The sequence below is a fragment of the Martelella alba genome, from assembly GCF_005217455.1.
Classification (GTDB): Bacteria; Pseudomonadota; Gammaproteobacteria; order Enterobacterales; family Enterobacteriaceae; genus Acerihabitans.
The window spans coordinates 34,371-50,560 of sequence record NZ_SZPQ01000027.1 but is presented as its reverse complement, the minus strand read 5'-3'; the positions used below and the strand labels follow the sequence as shown (position 1 = coordinate 50,560).

The following is a 16,190-nucleotide window of genomic DNA, read 5'->3' as shown; positions in this document are numbered from 1 at the left end:
ACGGGTCATCTCCCCTTCCCTCAGGCCGTCCCGCCGCGGGCCTTAACCTGGCGACGGCGAAGTTATGATAGCACTGTCGGTTATTCCAGGCGCGCCCGGTTGAGGCCATAAACGGCGTCTTGCGCGCCGGGAACCCTTTGCGACGAGATTGCACGTTACCGGCAGGGCATTACCGCCGGCATTTCTTGTTCGAAGCCGTCATCCGGCCACAGTGCCGCGCCCTGGCGCAACAAATCGAGGATACGGTCGTGCTGACGGCGATATTGCGTCTCCAGCATCAGCCAGGTTCGCGGCCGGCAGCGCGCCCGTAAATGATGGCGCAGCAGTTGCAAACCGGGAAAAGCGCCGCCGTGGTAGCTTTTGTCCTGATGAAAATCATCGGTGGACATATAACGCGCCCGGTGCAAAATCCCCAACAAGCGGATAAGCGTGCGATGTTCCGGCGGCCTGCGCAAACAAGCGCTCCTCAGCGCCGCCAATTCAATGACGATACGCGAAAGGCTGAACGCCGGATCCAGATCCCGTTGCAGTAAAACCAGTTCCTGTTGCAGTCGGCGCAGATAACCAGGCGCATCAAACGGAAGATCAGGCGCGGTAAGCAGTTCCGCCAGCCAATGCAGATGAATGGCGCAATCGCGCCATTGAATGAGGTCGTCCACCTTGTCGCGCGTGTCGTTTTCGGTGTGCCACCACCATCCCCCGCCACTGCCGGGTGATTGGCTGACCCGCTTTTCGGGCTCTTCGCGCAGGGCGAAGTGCAACGGAATACCGCACCCCCAAAACGATTGATCGCCGCCTTTGCCGATCGGCGCGATCCGCTGGGCCGGACGGCCGGTCACGGCGTTTACCGCCCGGTTAAGAAAATCGGTGTTTTCCGCGCCGCTGGCGTTGATCACTATGCGCAAAGCATCCCGACAACCGGGCGAGTCAACATTGATATGGGCGATGCAGCGTTGTTGCAGCTCGAACCGGTACTTATCGGCATACCAGGCGGAGCCGCCGTAGCGGCCGTTGGAGTGGCCCGGCCACCAGGCGATACGCAAACCGCGTTTCAACGTGGCGCGATGTTCAGCGAAATGCGCCGCCACCGCCAGACACAGGGCATTGCCGGTGGCGTTATCCGTCAGGCCTTCATGCCAAGCGTCATAATGGGAGGACAGCAGCACGAATTCGTCCAGATCTGCGCCGATCTCTACCACCGGCAAACCGCACTGCGCCAGGCGTTCATCCAGGCGGGTGGTCAGCCGCGCGGTAAGCGGTCCGGCGGCCATTAACACCCGTAACTCGGCACCGCTGCGCTGATTGATACTGATAACCGGCAAGGTGGGATAACTGGCCGCATCGTCCGGTACCGGCGAGCCCCAAATCGGACCGACCGTCTCCTCATGCAGCGCCTCTTCTGCCGATCCCCAGATATGCACCAGTCCGGCGGCGCCGGCGTGCATCAACCGTTGCACATAATCCTCGAACCCTTGATCGGCCACGACGATCCGGCCGCGCACCGCCGCCTCCCAAGCCGGTTGTTCATCATCGGGCACAAACGCCAGCGCGCGACCGTCGTCATAGAGTTCCGCCGATACGCCATCGGGGCGGGATGCGGAAAAAGAACGGGTTTTCGCCGCGCAGCGCCAATCCGGAAAGCGAGGCAATGTTAAACCGCCCTCCAGCGGATCGCTTAGCCAAAGCCGGCAGATCTCCTTTCGGACCGTTAGTCCGTGATATGCCAACAGCGCCATTAACGCATCGACGCCGCGTTCGGCTTCCGCTGTGCCGGAAAGGCGCGAAAGTCCCGTGAACGCATTGAGTAGATCGGTCATCACCCCCTGCAAAGCGGCGGCGTCGGACGTCATTTGGCATCCTCTTGGCCGCTGACTTTCATGGCAATATCGCCAAAATAGCGCTGCTTGATTTTATCCCAAGTGCCATTGGCCATTATTTTGTCCAACCCCTGGTTTAAACGTTGTTCCAGCGGCGTATCCCCTTTACGCAACCCATACGCCGATCCGATACTAAACAAGGTACTGTCGCGCACTTCCCGCCCCACCAGCGCAAAATCCTTTCCTTCCGGCTTGGCGAGAAAACCGAAGGTCACCGCTACCGCCGGACTGAGCGCGCCATCCAGCCGTCCGGCGACCAGATCCTGGTAGATGGTGTCTTGATCGGCATAAGGCACCACCTCGACCCCGTGCGGCGCCCAGTATTGGTTAGCGTACATTTCCTGGATGGTGCCCTGTTGCACGGCAATGCGCTTGCCTTGCAGTTTTGCCGCATCCGGCAGCAGGCCGCTGCCTTTACGCGCCACCAGCTGGGTGGGGATATGATAGATAAAATGACTGAAATCGATGACCTGCCGCCGTTTTTTCGTGGCGCCCTGCGGTGAAATGAAATCCACTTTCTTAGCCAGTAACGCCGGGATTTCCGAATCAAAAGAAACAGCGACATATTGACACTTGGCGCCGATGGCGGCGCATACCGCGTTGGTGATATCGATTTCAAAACCGGCCGGCTTACCCTGGCTGTCGCGATACTGGAACGGCGGATAGCTCAGGTCGGCGGCAACGCGCAGCGTATCGGCCAAGGCGGGAAATTGAACGCACACCAGTATGGCGGAAGCCGCCACGACTGTTTTTAGACTATTTTTCATTGTGATCTTCCGGAGTTAATTTGCCATTGCGTAAATTCGTCGCGGACTTCCTGGAAAAATACCGGGTCGGCAAACAAATCATAAGCGGTCATCGCCAATGCTTTCGCCCCGTTCAGCATGGCCTCAAGCCCGGCCGGAGCGGCGGCGGCGGCGGCGAACTCCGGCGTGTGCGGCGTCACGTCGCCGATACGCAAGTAAGGATGAATAGTGGCCGTCACCTGACTGACGTTACCGATATCCGATGATCCCACCCCGCCTTTTTGCGGCGGTTCGTCGACAGGTAATCCCAGCAGCGTCAAATTTCGGGCGAACCCCGCCGCCAGCGCCAGGTTGGTATTGCGCTCGGCATACGTTAACCCCTCTTCGATTTCGAGCCGCGCCCCGCTCATGTCCGCGGCGGCCCGGGCGGCAGCGAAGACCTTGCGGCGCACGGTTTGCAAATCGCCCACTGTGCCGGCGCGCATCAGAAATTTGGCTTCGGCGTAGGCCGGCACGATATTGGTGGCGCTGCCGCCATGGGTAATGATGCCATGTACCCGCACGTCGTCGGTGAAAAACTGGCGCAATGCATTGATGCCGACGAAGGTTTGGATAACCGCGTCCAGCGCACTGACGCCCAACTGGGGCGCGGATGCGGCGTGTGAGGCCTTGCCATGAAACTTGAACACCGCGTCCACGCAGGCCAGCGCGCCGCGGGTCACCATATTTTTCTCGCGCGGATGAAACATCATCGCCGCGTCGACATCGTCGAAAACGCCGTTATCGGCCATGATGATCTTGCCGCCCCCTTCTTCCTCCGCCGGCGTGCCGATCACGTCCAGACGTCCCGGCATCTCCCCGTAGGCTCGGCGTAGCGCCAGAGCGGCGGCCACGGATGCGGTGCCGATCAGGTTGTGGCCGCAGGCGTGTCCCAATTCCGGCAGGGCATCATATTCCGCCAGCAGGGCGATGCGCGGGCCGGGTCTGCCGCTGTTCCAAACGGCGCGAAATGCGGTGGACAGCCCGGCCACCCCCTCCGTCACGGTGAAACCCGCTTCGCGCAGCGGCGCCAGCAGAGCGCTTGCCGCCTGCCGTTCATGAAAACTCAGCTCCGGTCGGGCATGGATGTTTAACGCCAGCCGCTCCATCGACGGACGTAGCGCGTCAACAGCAAAAATAATTTTATCTTTATGTTCAGCCATGGTGCGGGACGCCATGAGCGCCTCCCCAAAATAGTGCAATTATTCACATTAAATTAATAGGTTAACTACATATAAAACTTTTTTACCCATCATTGAAATCAAGCTTTTTTATCGCTTGATTCATTTATGCAAAAATTATTTTATGGATGTGGGAAAACAAGGGGTTATCAACAACCATGAATGAAAAAGACTGGCTGATAGTTCGCACCGTGTGGCTGAAAAAAAACATCACCCGTGCCGCCGAGCAACTGTATACCTCCCAGCCGGCGCTCAGTTACCGCCTGCGGCAAATCGAACGGAAGCTCGGTATCCGGCTATTTGAGGAAAGCGCGCGGGGCCTGGTATTTAGCGCCCAGGGACGTTATCTGGCCCAGCGGGCGGAAAGTATGCTTAACGACTATCAGTCACTTAAGCAGACCTTGCTCAATATGGATAAACCGCAAAGGGGCGAATTGAAAATCGGCGTCTCAAGCAATTATGCCGCCTATCGCCTCCCCGATAAATTGGCGCTGTTCAGCCAGCGCCACCCTGGTATCAGCATTAATCTGGTCAGCGGCTACAGCGAAGATATGTTTCAACGGCTGCAGCGCGAAACGGTGCATCTGGCGATAGTCAAAGATCATTTCGGCTGGCGCGAGGGCAAGCTGCTTGTGGACGAAGACAATTATTATTTGGTCAGCCGTCAGCCCCTCGATCTCGCCCGTTTGCCTTATTTGCCGCAAATCCGCATCAGTCATGGCCCGCACATCGCCCAGTTGCTTGAACGCTGGTGGAACGCCAATTATTCCCGCCCCCCCAATGTGGCGATGACAGTGGACAAATTAGAGGTGTGCCTGGCGATGGTGACGCACGGTCTGGGTTATGCCATTGTTTCCAGCTATCTGGCCCTGGACGAACGGCTGTCTTGTATTCCCCTGGACTTCGAGGGGCAGCCGGTCAAAAACCGCACCTGGCTGCTCTATCGCCACGCCGGCGCCGACGCGCCGGTCATTCTGCCGTTTGTCGAGTTGTTCGATGAGGCCCCGCATTGACCTCCCTGAAAGACGGGGATATTGCAGTGTCGCGCACGGCAATGCGGGGCGCGCCGGCGAGTGTCACCCGCGCGAGGCGAAACTAGGCTAATTGTTCGAGGTCGGCAAGCAGTCCCGGGCCGGTGGGCATCCAGCCGAGCCGCTGCTGCGTTTGCGCCCCCGATGCCGGCATGTCGCGAAGCGCGAAACCCGATAACCAGCCGAAATGCGCTTCGGCCTGCTCCCTGGTGATGGAAGCGACCGGTAATTGCAAACGCCGGCCGATCACCGCCGCAATATCGCGCATGGCGATACCCGTCTCCGCCACCGCATGATATTTCGCGCCCGGCCGGGCTTTTTCAAGCGCCAGCCGGTAAAGACGGGCGACGTCCCGCACATGGCCGGCGGGCCAGCGGGCCGAACCATCGCCAATATACGCGGATGTGCCTTTCGCGCGGGCGATCTCAATGGCATAGGTGATGAGACCGCAACGCTGCGTGTCATGCACTTGCGGCAGCCGCATCACCGAGACATTCACTCCGCCCGTCTGCGCGGCGACGGCGGCCTCCTCCGATGCCGCGCGGGGAGACTGCGCGGAACCCATGACCTCGCCGTCCTCCGTCGCCAGTTGTCCCGGGGGCATGTTGACGATGGCGGTACCCGATGTGATGATCAATGGCCGATCAGAGCCGGCCAACGCGGCGCCAAGCATGCCGATAACCTGGCGATCCGCGGCGCAATTGGCGACGAATTGGGAAAAATCATGATTAAAAGCCAGATGAATCACGCCGTCTGCCCGGGCGACCGCGCTTTTCAACACCCTCTCGTCCTCAACCGTTCCCCGGCAAACCTCGGCCCCCGCCGCGGCCAGTTGCGGCGCTTTTTCAGCCGAACGGCACAACCCGATCACCTGATGGCCGGCCGACAGCAATTCTTCTACGACCGCCATACCAATAAAGCCGCTGGCGCCAGTAACAAAGACTCGCATAGCTACTCTCTCCTCATGCGTTGCAGTTCTGAGTAACAGTAAGTTCCCGCGGGATAGGGGTAAAGTAGTGAGATTATCATGGTATAAGTGCTACCCGGCAAACGCCATAAGCCTTCTATTAATTAGATCATCATCACAATTTTTTTGTCTTTGCCTTGTCACGGCAAGGCAAATTGATAATATGCATAATACTTAAGGATTGTTACTGCTCATGCAGGCAAAACCTGATTTCTGATCATATCGGAAGTCGGGTTTTTTTATATGCCGATATAAGTAGGGTTCGTCATGAAACTCGCGAAGATATTAAATAACAATGTGGCGATCGTATTCGACGAACAAGGTCGGGAAAGCGTGGTGATGGGACGCGGACTCGCCTTTAAAAAACGTGTCGGCGACACGCTGGATCCGATATCGATAGAAAAAACATTTTCATTGCAAAACGGGATCTTAAGCAAGCGATTGAGCGAGTTGCTGGCGGAGATTCCGTTGGACGTGGTTACGCTTTCATCACAAATCATCACTCTGGCACAAAAAGTCCTACCCGGTAAACTTAATGAAGGACTGTTTATTGCATTGACCGACCACTGCCATTTTGCCATTGAGCGGCATAAACAAGGGCTGGATATCTATAATGCGCTGCTTTGGGACATTAAATGGCTTTATCCCAGTGAGTACGCCATCGGCATGGAAGCGCTCAAAATGATTGCGGAGCAATTACAGGTCACCTTACCTGAGGATGAGGCGGGATTTATTGCTCTGCATTTGGTGAATGCCCAACTCAATAGCGAGATACCGGAGGTAATGAGTATCACCAAGGTGATGCATGAAATCCTTCATATCGTCAAATATCAACTACAGTTGGAGTTAAAGGAAGATACTCTTAGTTATCATAGGTTTATAACGCATTTAAAATTCTTCGCACAGCGAATGCTCGGCAAAAATGGCGTGCATAGCGATGATACGTCTTTACACGATCGAGACCAGCTTTATATCTGGCGCAATCAGGGTAATGATATGAGTTTGGTTCCTGAGGCAGTCATGCGAAAGGATCTCCTGGCTGCGGACGGCTCACAGAAAACAACCCTGTCACCCGTTGTCGAAAAAGACGATCTTTCAGGCCAAATATTTATTGCCAATAGGACACAAGGTGCTTCCGTGGCCTATAGTTATGATAACAATAACTGGACAATTTATGCCGGAAGTTTTACCCCCAAATCGGATGCTGCGACGCTTTACGCTAAAGCGGTCCGTTATGGTTGGAAAGCCAGCCCGTCGACGACATTTTCTTTGACTAAATAAGCGTGAAGAATCCATCGGCTCCACAACAATAACAATTCCCATGGTATGATGGGAGTTGTTTTGTGTTGAACGCAACCGAGAATTTAGCCATTCCGCTAGCATGGCTCTCTCGACACCCTTAATGCTTTATGCCGCAGCGCCCCGGCAAATTCGTCGGCAATGCATGTAAACCGTCTATGGAGGGCTTCCGGTGAAACAACGGGGCGCTGCTATGCCCCCCATGCGCATAGACGGCTCTATGACCGGGGCGGGCCTATGCAGCGAACACAAAGGCAACTTGACCTCTGGCGGGTATAAAGCCCTCATCGTATCAGTCCGTCCGCTAACGTATATCCCGGTATTCCGACGTGGCGGGTTTTTTCAGTAACACCTCCGACAGGAAATTAATAACATAACGCACCGCCGTGGTAGTAAAGCCTTCTTCTTTCAGGCGACGCGCCGATGTTTCCATCACCATATCCAGATCGAACCGCACTTTTCCCTCGCCGGCCAGACGACGGGCGATATTGGTATCCTCGCCGTAAAACGCAATGGACGTATCGAACCCGCCGATGCGCAGCAAGGCCCGTTTACTCGCGGCGAAATTCCCCCCCACCGCCATATAGCCGGTAAACCAATATGTCGGTTTGGCCAGGGCCCACCAGTAAAGTTTTACCATGGCCCTTTTTAGCCAGGGCAGGTCGTGGTAGCGGTACGGGCCGCTGACGCATACCAGCTCGGCGTTTTCTTCATAGGCCGCGAGCACTTTGCCCACCCAGCCGGTGGGCATGCGGGTATCGGCGTCAATAAAGGCCAGGATATCCCCGGCGGCGGATTCCAGTCCTTTCTGCCGGGCATGCGTCAGGCCCTTGACCGGCGCATACACCAGTCGTACCTGGGCAAAACCGGCGGCGACCGTCGGGGTTTGATCGGTACTGGCGTTATTGACGACGATAATTTCATATTCGCCGGGCGCGGCATGGGCCGATAAATCCTTAATGGCATGCCGAAGGCACTCGGCGAGGTAGGATTCCTCATTATAGGCCGGGATGATCAAGCTGAGTTTCACCATTACGCTCCTGAAATGCGTGACACTTCCTCCGGTACGGCCAGACGGATTTGGTCGTACAGCTCTTCCCAGCGGCTGGTCACGGTGGCAATTGAAAAAAGCTGGGTTTTGCTGGCGGCATGCTCGCCCATCTGCTTGCGCAATGTCGGGTTGCACAGCAATTGCGTCAGCTTGCGGGCGAAATCCGCATCATCTCCCGGTTCGGCCAACAACCCCGATTGCCCGTCGATGTATTCCGGCAAGGCGCGCCAGCGAGCGCCGACCGCGGGCAACCCCGCGCTCATGGCCTGCATCAATACCATACTTTGTGTTTCAGATGTGCTGGCGTTGGCGAAGATATCCGCCGCATGAAACACATCGGCCAGCGCGGCCTTGTCCAGCGTGCCGAGGAACCTGACCCGTTCGCTAACCCCCAGCTGCCTCGCCAACTGTTCCAGACGGCGATGTGCGGAGCCGTGTCCGGCCAGCGCCAGCATGGCGTCGGGCACCTGGTCGATAACGCGCGGCAAGGCGCGGATCAGGACATCGATTTTTTTCTCGTCCGCTAACCGGCCGGCATAAACAATAGTGGATGGGCTGAAACCCTTTTTTCGCTTTAACAGGGCGCGATCGGACTCGGACAGGGGACAGAACCGTAGCGTATCCACCGGATTGGATACCACGCTATGGGGACGTCGCAGGCCGAAGGCGCACATTTCGTCGATAACGGAGTGTGAGGGGCCGGTGACCATGGCGCAGCGATTATAAAAGGCGGTGACGGCCCGAACGCTGATTTTGCGAAAAAAGGCCGCCGAAAATGGCGTGTAGCCGTAAAACTCGCCGATGGCCCAATGGTTGGTACCGACAAGAGGCACGGCCAGGCGACGCGACGCATGCAGCGCCTCCAGGCCTGCGCCGAGAAAGGTATGGGCATGAATGACATCCGGCGCGAAGGCGCGCAACTGCCGCCAGCGGCGTCCGGTGGGCACTAACAGACGGGATTGGCCGGTGGAGCTGGGGACCGGCAGGGAAAGCAGCCGGCGGATTTCGACGGCGCGCCCCGCATCCACTTCCCGTTCGGGCAGGCCGGCGACCCTATAATCATGAGCGGTGGCGCGCGGCGCGAAAAGCAATATCTCATGGCCCCGCTTGCCCAATTCGCGGCAACTGCACAAGACCGAATCCTGGATGCCGCCCAGTTCGGGGAAGAAGCTATCGGTAAATACGGCGATACGCACCTGTTCACCTCCCCGACAGCACCGATCCGGTCACTTTTCGCAAGCAGATCACCAGCGCGACGCCCAGCGCCAGCAACAGCGAACAGGAAAATACCCACAACCAGGCATTAACCCGATGCCAAGCGGCACCGGCGAAGTATCCCACCAACACCAGCACGCCGGATTTCGGCAAGGTCGCCAGCAAATTAAACCCGATGAACAACCGCAACGGTATTCTGGCCACGCCTGCGCCGAACAGCACCACGAAGCCCGCCGCATGCGTTAGCTTCGCGGTCACCAGCACCCGTCCCGGATAGCGGCGAAAGCGCGTCATCAGCGCCCCGAATTGTCGACCGCCCATCCGTTTGAAACGGCGGTTCAAGGGCGATACCGTGACACGGCCGCTCATTCCCAGTCCATAGAGGATAATATCCCCGGTCAGGTCGCCGGCCACGGCCACCGTGTAAACGCCGCCGACATGCAACAGTCCCTGGGACGCCAGCATCGCGCCCAATACGGTCGCGATTGGCCCTTCAACCAACGCGGCCAAAAAGAGCGCGGCATAGCCATAGTTGGAAATGGCGGGCATCAGCCACCCCGGTGCAGTCCATTCAGGCATAATTCCCCCGACATTCCGGCCGTTCGCAGTTTACCTTCAGCCGCGTGATGATGACCGCGCTTGCCGCCAGGGTTAACTGCTGGCGAAACCATCGGCACATGGCATTATCCAATTGATCCGTCGCCCTGTCCTTTTTGCACCGCGCGGATGTCAAAAATATGTCAGCCGGCGCGAATTCGTCTGGCGCTCGCGGGGCGGCATCCTTCCCTGCCCCCGTGTGGCGAAATAACATGGCGCTTTATCCCGGATTTTCGGTCTGATTCGCTGGTTTCGTCAATCAAATTGCGCTGATGATTTCAACCATAAGCCTTGTCTACGCGATCTTAGGATATTTCCCAATCATTGGCGATTTTTTTTACAAGTCTTTTTCCAGCACGATGAACCGCAGATCGTCGCGCAGCGGCGCTATCCATTGATTGATCCCGTAGGGAAATGCCTCGTAGTCGCCAGTTTGCTGAAACCCCCGCCGGCCATACCAGGCAAGCAGGGGCTCCCGCTGCTCAAGCACGGTGATTTTCGCCACGGTGGCGCCCATGCCGGCGGCCAGTCGTTGGGCATCCTCCAGCAGCATCCGCCCCATCCTGGCCGACTGACAATCCGGATCGACCGCCAGCATCGAGAGCGTACAACGGGTGGGAGCGTTCATCGTCACGGTAATACAGCCGATAGGACGAAACGCATCGTCGCGCCGCAGCAGCACCGTGGCGGCGACATCGTCGATAAGCGACGCCACGGCGCTCGGCGTGGTGCGGTCGCCGGCAATCAGCCCGGCCTCATGTGTCCATCCATGGCCATGGTCGCCGCCGCGATAGGCCGCGTTGATGAGCGCGGCGATGGCCACCGCGTCGGTCGGGGTCGCTATTTCAGACTGCATGTTCTCTCCTTGTCTTGAAAAAACCGGGCGTTCTTCGTACAAGGTAGACTATCCGGCCTAAAGAGCAGATTGCAATCCCCCGCAATGAGAGTTTGCCGTTATCCGTTCGGCTTAGCTCACACTGACACGGGGGGATTAAAATTGAAAATACTCCCGCGCGTTGTCATAGCAGACCCCGGCGATCAGTCTGTCAAGCAACGCGTCATCATCGGGTATTTCTTCATTTTCCACCCATTCCCCGACAAGATTGCAGAGGATTCGCCGGAAATAATCATGGCGGGTGTAAGAGGTGAAGCTGCGGGAATCGGTCAGCATACCGACGAAATTCATCAACAGGCCGTGATCGGCCAAGGCGGTGAGCTGCCGCAACATCCCGCGCCGGGTATCGTTAAACCACCATCCGGCGCCGAATTGCATGGGTGATTTAACCCCGCCGGCGCTTTGGAAGTTGGCCATGGTCGAGGCGATGACATCGTTTAGGGACGGATCAAGGTTATAAACAATGGTTTTTGGCAATCCCCCGCCGCGCTGCATCGCATCCAGCAGTCCATTGAGCTGCGGCGCCACATCGCTTTGGTCATAGATGGAATCCACGCCGATATTCGCCCCCAGTGCCTGATAGAGCCGGCTTTGGGTATTACGGATGGCGCCGAAATGGATTTGCATCGCCCAGCCGCGCCGGGCATAGCTTTCTCCCAGTCCAACCAGCACGGCGGAGGTAAAGCGGACGGCATCGTCGCCGGTTAGCGTTTCCCCGGCTAATTTTCTGGCGAATAACGCCTGTCGCTGCGCATCGGTCGCCGGTAAATAGCACAGGCGCGTCAATCCATGATCAGACAGCCGCCCGCCCTGCGCGTGGAAATAGGCAATGCGCTTGTCCAGCGCGCCCAGATAATCCTCGAACGTGGCGATGGCGCCGCCGGTCAATTCCGCAAGCCGCCTGACGTGGCGGACAAACGCCTCGCCGTTGGCTTCCAGGGCGTCATCGGGCCGGAAGGTGGGGAGAACTTTGACGGCGAAATCCTCGTCCGCGCGGATTTGCTGGTGATATTCCAGCGAATCGGTGGGTGAATCGGTCGTGCAAAGAGCGGTCACATTGGCGCGACGAATCAATTCGCGCGGTAAAAAAGCCGGCGTTTGCAAAGCCGCGTTGCAGGCATTCCAGATTTCGCGCCAATTCCGACCATTGAGCGGCTCGGTGATGTTGAAATAGAATTTCAACTCCAGGTGCGTCCAGTGATAAAGCGGATTGCCAAGACACGCCTCCACCGTTTCGGCCCAGGCTTTGAATTTTTCTTCCGCCGGCGCATCGCCGGTTATCAGACGCTCAGCGACGCCATTGGCCCGCATCGCCCGCCATTTGTAATGATCGCCCGCCAGCCACAGCGCCGTCATATCTTCAAACGGCGTATTTTCCGCGATAATGCGCGGATCCAGATGACAGTGATAATCAATGATGGGTAATTTGGCGGCAAGCCGATGATATAAATCCTGGGACTTATTGCCGCGCAACATGAAATTCTTCCCGATAACGTCCATTATTCCCCCGATGCATAATATACCCGCCACACGCCATATAGCCTCGTTGACGGCGTCCGCTCACCCTAAATACCCCCCTGCCTATCCCTCTGGTCATAAATGAGTCATTTCGTCTTCCGTCCCAAACCGGCATTAGCGGTTTTTAACCGTTTCCGACGACCATGTCTCCTTCTGACTCACGGGATGCGACTTGGGTAATTTAGCGCTTAATGGTTCTTCAATAGGCGAAATCATCGTGCGAATTGCCGTCGCATACAAGGCAAAATATAATGAATTTGTGAACCAAATCACATGTAAACGATTACATATCATTTTATTAATTTTTAAAAGCAATGGTATGCTTTCTAAGTGGCGAGCCGCTCGAACGGTCTGGCATCCGGTTAACATCTTGACGAGCGACCCTATAAATTTTGATTATTTTTGCGAAGTTGCGTCATTAAATGTGATTTGGATCACTAAAATTTTTCGCCAGACTTGTATGGTAGTAGGGTTAATGATACACTTAGTGATGTGAAAAAATCCAAAGTATCACCATGGAAGCGTTATCAATCATTGGTGTTTTGACACTATTTTAGCCTGTTTAATGACGGGGGATTTCCGTCGTGTTAAAGCGGTATGATAGTGCGATTGCATTACCTGCGGTCAGTACTCGTGGGATTACCGTTAAACGCCGTATTATTATGAGGTCAATGAATTATTATGCAAATGACAATGCGCTGGTTCGGCCCGGCAGAAGATAAGGTCACACTGGAAAACATCCGTCAGGTGCCCGGCGTGGAAGGTGTTGTGGGCGCGCTATATGACGTTCCTGTGGGCGAAGTGTGGCCAAAGGATAAAATCAAGGCGCTGATCAGCCAGGCGCATCAAGCCGGCCTCACCATGGAAGTGATCGAAAGCGTCAATATCCATGACGACATCAAAATCGGTTTGCCCAGCCGCGATACCTATATCGCTAATTATCAACAAACCCTACGCCATCTGGCCGAGTTCGGCGTCAAAGTGATTTGCTATAATTTCATGCCGGTTTTCGATTGGATGAAAACCGATATGAATTACGTTTTGCCCGACGGCTCCATTACCATGGCCTTTGAAAAGAAAGGCATCGACAAAAGCCTGGCGCAAGTGGTCAAGGAAGTGTTGGATAATTCCAACGGTTTCGCCCTGCCGGGTTGGGAGCCGGAGCGTCTTGCCCAGGTGCAGGAATTGTTCGCGAAATATCACGATGTCGATGATGCCAGGCTACGTGAGAATCTCGTCTACTTTTTGAAAGCCGTGATTCCCGTTTGCGAGGAAGTGGGCGTTAAAATGGCCATCCATCCCGATGATCCGCCCTATTCCATCTTCGGTTTGCCGCGTATCATTAAAAACCGGAACGATCTGGATTGGCTGTGCAACGCCGTCGACTCCGAAGCCAACGGCATCACGCTGTGCACCGGCTCCATCGCCGAGGATCCCGCCAATGACGTTTATGACATCCTGGCGGAATTTTCGCGGCGTAAACGTATTCATTTCGCTCACGTCCGCAATATCAAGCTTATCAAGGATAAGGATTTCTACGAATCGGCGCATGTATCCCGCTACGGTTCGCTGGACATGGTGAAAATCATCAAGGCCCTGCATGATAACGGCTTTGACGGCTATATCCGTCCCGATCACGGCCGGTTTATCTGGGGGGAAACCGGCCGGCCGGGCTACGGCCTGTATGACCGGGCTTTGGGCGCCACCTACCTGATGGGGTTGTGGGAAGCGGTGCATAGCGCAGCCACCGCCGCCTAGCGACCTCCTTGGCCGACAGCCAATCAAACAGGCTTCGGCCGCGCCGCCCCCGGTTTTCCGCCGGGGACAGCGGTCCGCGGCGCGCCTTTATCGGGACGCTTTGCGCAGTGTAATGTTGATACGATGCGGTCCCACCAGTGAATGATAACCTTCCTTGACCGGCATGATCCCGTGAAAGCAAAGCCGCGACGGGCCGCCCCACACCACCACATCGCCGTGCGCCAGCGGAATACGCCGCGCGTGATCGCCGCGCCGTAAACCGCCGAACTGAAACACCGCCGGCAGGCCGAGCGAGACCGACACGATGGGCGCGTCCAGATCATGCTCTTCTTTATCCTGATGCAGTGACAGCTTGCTGCCGGGATCATAACGGTTCATCAGACAGGAATCCGGCGCAAAGGCGCCAAATCCGGCCTGTCGCGCCGCTTCATCGGCCAACGCTAGCAAAATCCCGGGAATGGGCGGCCAGGGCCGGTTGCGATGGGAATCGCGTTCCGGATAACGGTAGCCTCGATCACGGCGGGACCAGCCGTTGCCGCACCAGCTCATGGCCACCGACATGGTATAGCCTCCCGGCGTAATCATGTGCCGCCATGGCACCCGTACAATCACGCTTTGCACTGCCGCGAGCAGTTGTGGACCCTGTTCGCGGACAAAGCCATGCAGCACGACCGCACCCGGTGCGATCTGTTCGCGCCAGGGCGGGGGGAGCGCATCTTCAAAAAGATCGAGTGTCATAATCTAATCCTGTATATATATACAGTTATATTATAATCAACCTTCTCTTCTTGTCCAACCGCACGGCGCCAGGGTTTTTCCGCCGGCGTTCGTTAGGCATTTTCGCTCCCGGCTTTTATGTCCGGATCAACCCCTTTGCCGGCCGCACGCCCTTCGCCCGCGCAAAGAGCGTGCGCGCCGTCAATTCCGGGTCCAGTTGCAGGCAATCACTGACCACCCCGGCGATAAGTCCGTCCAGCGCCGTCGTCGGCCGCAAATCGCGATCCTGATAGAGATCTTGCCGCCGCAACCCCGGCCAGTCGGCGATAACACGCCCGCCCGCCACGGCGCCGCCCAAAATCATCGCCGCCGATGCCGTGCCATGATCGGTGCCGTCCGTGCCATTGGCCGCCACCATGCGGCCGAACTCGGTGGCGACCAGGACCGTGGTTTTACCCCATATATCGCCCAAACCCTCGCGCAAAGCGGCAATCATGCCGTCCAGCGCCTTGAGTTGCGCCGCCATCCGGGGCATTTGCGCGCTATGCGTATCCCATCCGCCGGTCTCGATCATGGCGATGCGCGGTCCGTCGGCGGATTTCAGGAAACGGGCGGCCATGTTGCCAATGCTGGCCGGGTCTTGCCGCGCCCGCACATCGCCCGCCAGCCCGCGCGCGTCCATGGCGGCCTCCCACAAGGTATGCAACTGAGGATCCCGGGCATAAAGCGCGGTAACGCGCGCCAGCAAATCATCGGGGGCCTGGGGCAAACCGGACGGCGCATAAGAGGTCACATCCGTCCGGCCGCGCAAGGCCATCGGTATCGTCGCGGCGAACGCGATGGCCCGTTCCCGTTCAGCCGGATCAGCGCTGGGCAGCATGCCCGCCAGACGGTTTAGCCAGCCATCCTTCACCTGGTAGGGTGCGCCGCCGCCTGTTTCCAGTACGTTTTGCCCATCAAAATGGGAACGATCGCGATAGGGCGATGCCACGGCGTGGACAAACAGCGCCTCTTGCCGGCGGTACATCATCCCGATGCGTTCAAGGGACGGATGCAGCGCAAACAGGCTATCGAGCTTGGCGCCGGCGGAAATATCCACCGCCAGGGGACCGCGCATCGCCGCGTAACCGGGATCAGCGTAGGGCACCACCGTATTGAGCCCGTCGGCCGCGCCGCGCTGAATAACAAAGATAAAGCGGCGATCGGTGGCGGCGCGGGCGAACACGATGCGCGGCGCGACGAGCAACGCCGCGCCACCGGCGGCGATAACCTGAATAAAACGGCGACGATTGAGCATCG

The 16,190-nt window shown here is 57.3% G+C and carries 14 protein-coding genes; 3 read left to right on the top strand and 11 right to left on the bottom strand.

Features of this window, described 5'->3' with window-relative positions; translation table 11 throughout:
* Positions 1-155: 155 nt before the first annotated feature.
* Genes FCN80_RS17460 through FCN80_RS17450 form a run of 3 tightly spaced genes read right to left on the bottom strand, consistent with a single transcriptional unit; the run spans position 156 to position 3,825 of the window.
* A complete protein-coding gene (locus FCN80_RS17460; protein ID WP_136991456.1) occupies positions 156-1,850 on the bottom strand; it encodes a M28 family peptidase in 1,695 nt (564 codons plus the stop codon).
* Positions 1,847-2,644 (bottom strand): transporter substrate-binding domain-containing protein, encoded by a 798-nt coding sequence (locus FCN80_RS17455; RefSeq protein WP_136991455.1) that lies wholly within the window; start codon positions 2,642-2,644, stop codon positions 1,847-1,849. Before FCN80_RS17455 ends, FCN80_RS17460 begins: the two co-directional genes overlap by 4 nt.
* On the bottom strand, positions 2,641-3,825 hold the full coding sequence (locus FCN80_RS17450) for a M20 family metallopeptidase (protein WP_230492745.1): 1,185 nt from the start codon (positions 3,823-3,825) through the stop codon (positions 2,641-2,643). The genes FCN80_RS17455 and FCN80_RS17450 overlap by 4 nt, the downstream gene beginning before the upstream one ends.
* Before the next feature lie 176 nt (positions 3,826-4,001).
* On the opposite strand from FCN80_RS17450, the gene FCN80_RS17445 reads away from it, so the two are divergent.
* Positions 4,002-4,856: a LysR family transcriptional regulator gene (locus FCN80_RS17445; RefSeq protein WP_136991453.1), complete on the top strand. Its 855-nt coding sequence runs from the start codon at positions 4,002-4,004 to the stop codon at positions 4,854-4,856.
* A gap of 82 nt (positions 4,857-4,938) precedes the next feature.
* On the opposite strand, the gene FCN80_RS17440 is transcribed toward FCN80_RS17445, so the two are convergent.
* The gene (locus FCN80_RS17440) at positions 4,939-5,823 is read right to left on the bottom strand and encodes an SDR family oxidoreductase (RefSeq protein WP_136991452.1); all 885 of its coding nucleotides are present in this window, start codon (positions 5,821-5,823) and stop codon (positions 4,939-4,941) included.
* Positions 5,824-6,108: 285 nt separating this feature from the next.
* On the opposite strand from FCN80_RS17440, the gene licT reads away from it, so the two are divergent.
* Positions 6,109-7,122 (top strand): BglG family transcription antiterminator LicT, encoded by a 1,014-nt coding sequence (gene licT, locus FCN80_RS17435; RefSeq protein ID WP_136991451.1) that lies wholly within the window; start codon positions 6,109-6,111, stop codon positions 7,120-7,122.
* Between the two features lie 322 nt (positions 7,123-7,444).
* Here the strand turns inward: licT and FCN80_RS17430 are convergent, their stop codons facing one another.
* From FCN80_RS17430 to uxaC, 5 genes are all read right to left on the bottom strand, one after another.
* Positions 7,445-8,173: a glycosyltransferase family 2 protein gene (locus FCN80_RS17430; protein WP_136991450.1), complete on the bottom strand. Its 729-nt coding sequence runs from the start codon at positions 8,171-8,173 to the stop codon at positions 7,445-7,447.
* Positions 8,173-9,387, bottom strand: a complete 1,215-nt coding sequence (locus tag FCN80_RS17425; RefSeq protein WP_136991449.1) for a glycosyltransferase — start codon at positions 9,385-9,387, stop codon at positions 8,173-8,175. Before FCN80_RS17425 ends, FCN80_RS17430 begins: the two co-directional genes overlap by 1 nt.
* Before the next feature lie 4 nt (positions 9,388-9,391).
* Positions 9,392-9,985, bottom strand: a complete 594-nt coding sequence (locus FCN80_RS17420; RefSeq protein WP_136991448.1) for a DedA family protein — start codon at positions 9,983-9,985, stop codon at positions 9,392-9,394.
* A 355-nt stretch (positions 9,986-10,340) separates the two neighbouring features.
* Positions 10,341-10,859, bottom strand: a complete 519-nt coding sequence (locus FCN80_RS17415; RefSeq protein WP_136991447.1) for a GNAT family N-acetyltransferase — start codon at positions 10,857-10,859, stop codon at positions 10,341-10,343.
* 135 nt (positions 10,860-10,994) lie between these two features.
* On the bottom strand, positions 10,995-12,398 hold the full coding sequence (gene uxaC, locus FCN80_RS17410; RefSeq protein WP_136991446.1) for a glucuronate isomerase: 1,404 nt from the start codon (positions 12,396-12,398) through the stop codon (positions 10,995-10,997).
* Positions 12,399-13,097: 699 nt separating this feature from the next.
* Between uxaC and uxuA the strand changes: the two genes are divergently transcribed.
* A complete protein-coding gene (gene uxuA, locus FCN80_RS17405) occupies positions 13,098-14,174 on the top strand; it encodes a mannonate dehydratase (RefSeq protein ID WP_136991445.1) in 1,077 nt (358 codons plus the stop codon).
* Between the two features lie 87 nt (positions 14,175-14,261).
* On the opposite strand, the gene alkB is transcribed toward uxuA, so the two are convergent.
* Entirely contained in the window at positions 14,262-14,912 is a 651-nt protein-coding gene (gene alkB, locus FCN80_RS17400; protein WP_136991444.1) for a DNA oxidative demethylase AlkB, read from the bottom strand.
* A gap of 115 nt (positions 14,913-15,027) precedes the next feature.
* Positions 15,028-16,188 (bottom strand): DUF1501 domain-containing protein, encoded by a 1,161-nt coding sequence (locus FCN80_RS17395; protein WP_136991443.1) that lies wholly within the window; start codon positions 16,186-16,188, stop codon positions 15,028-15,030.
* Between the last annotated feature and the right edge of the window lie 2 nt (positions 16,189-16,190).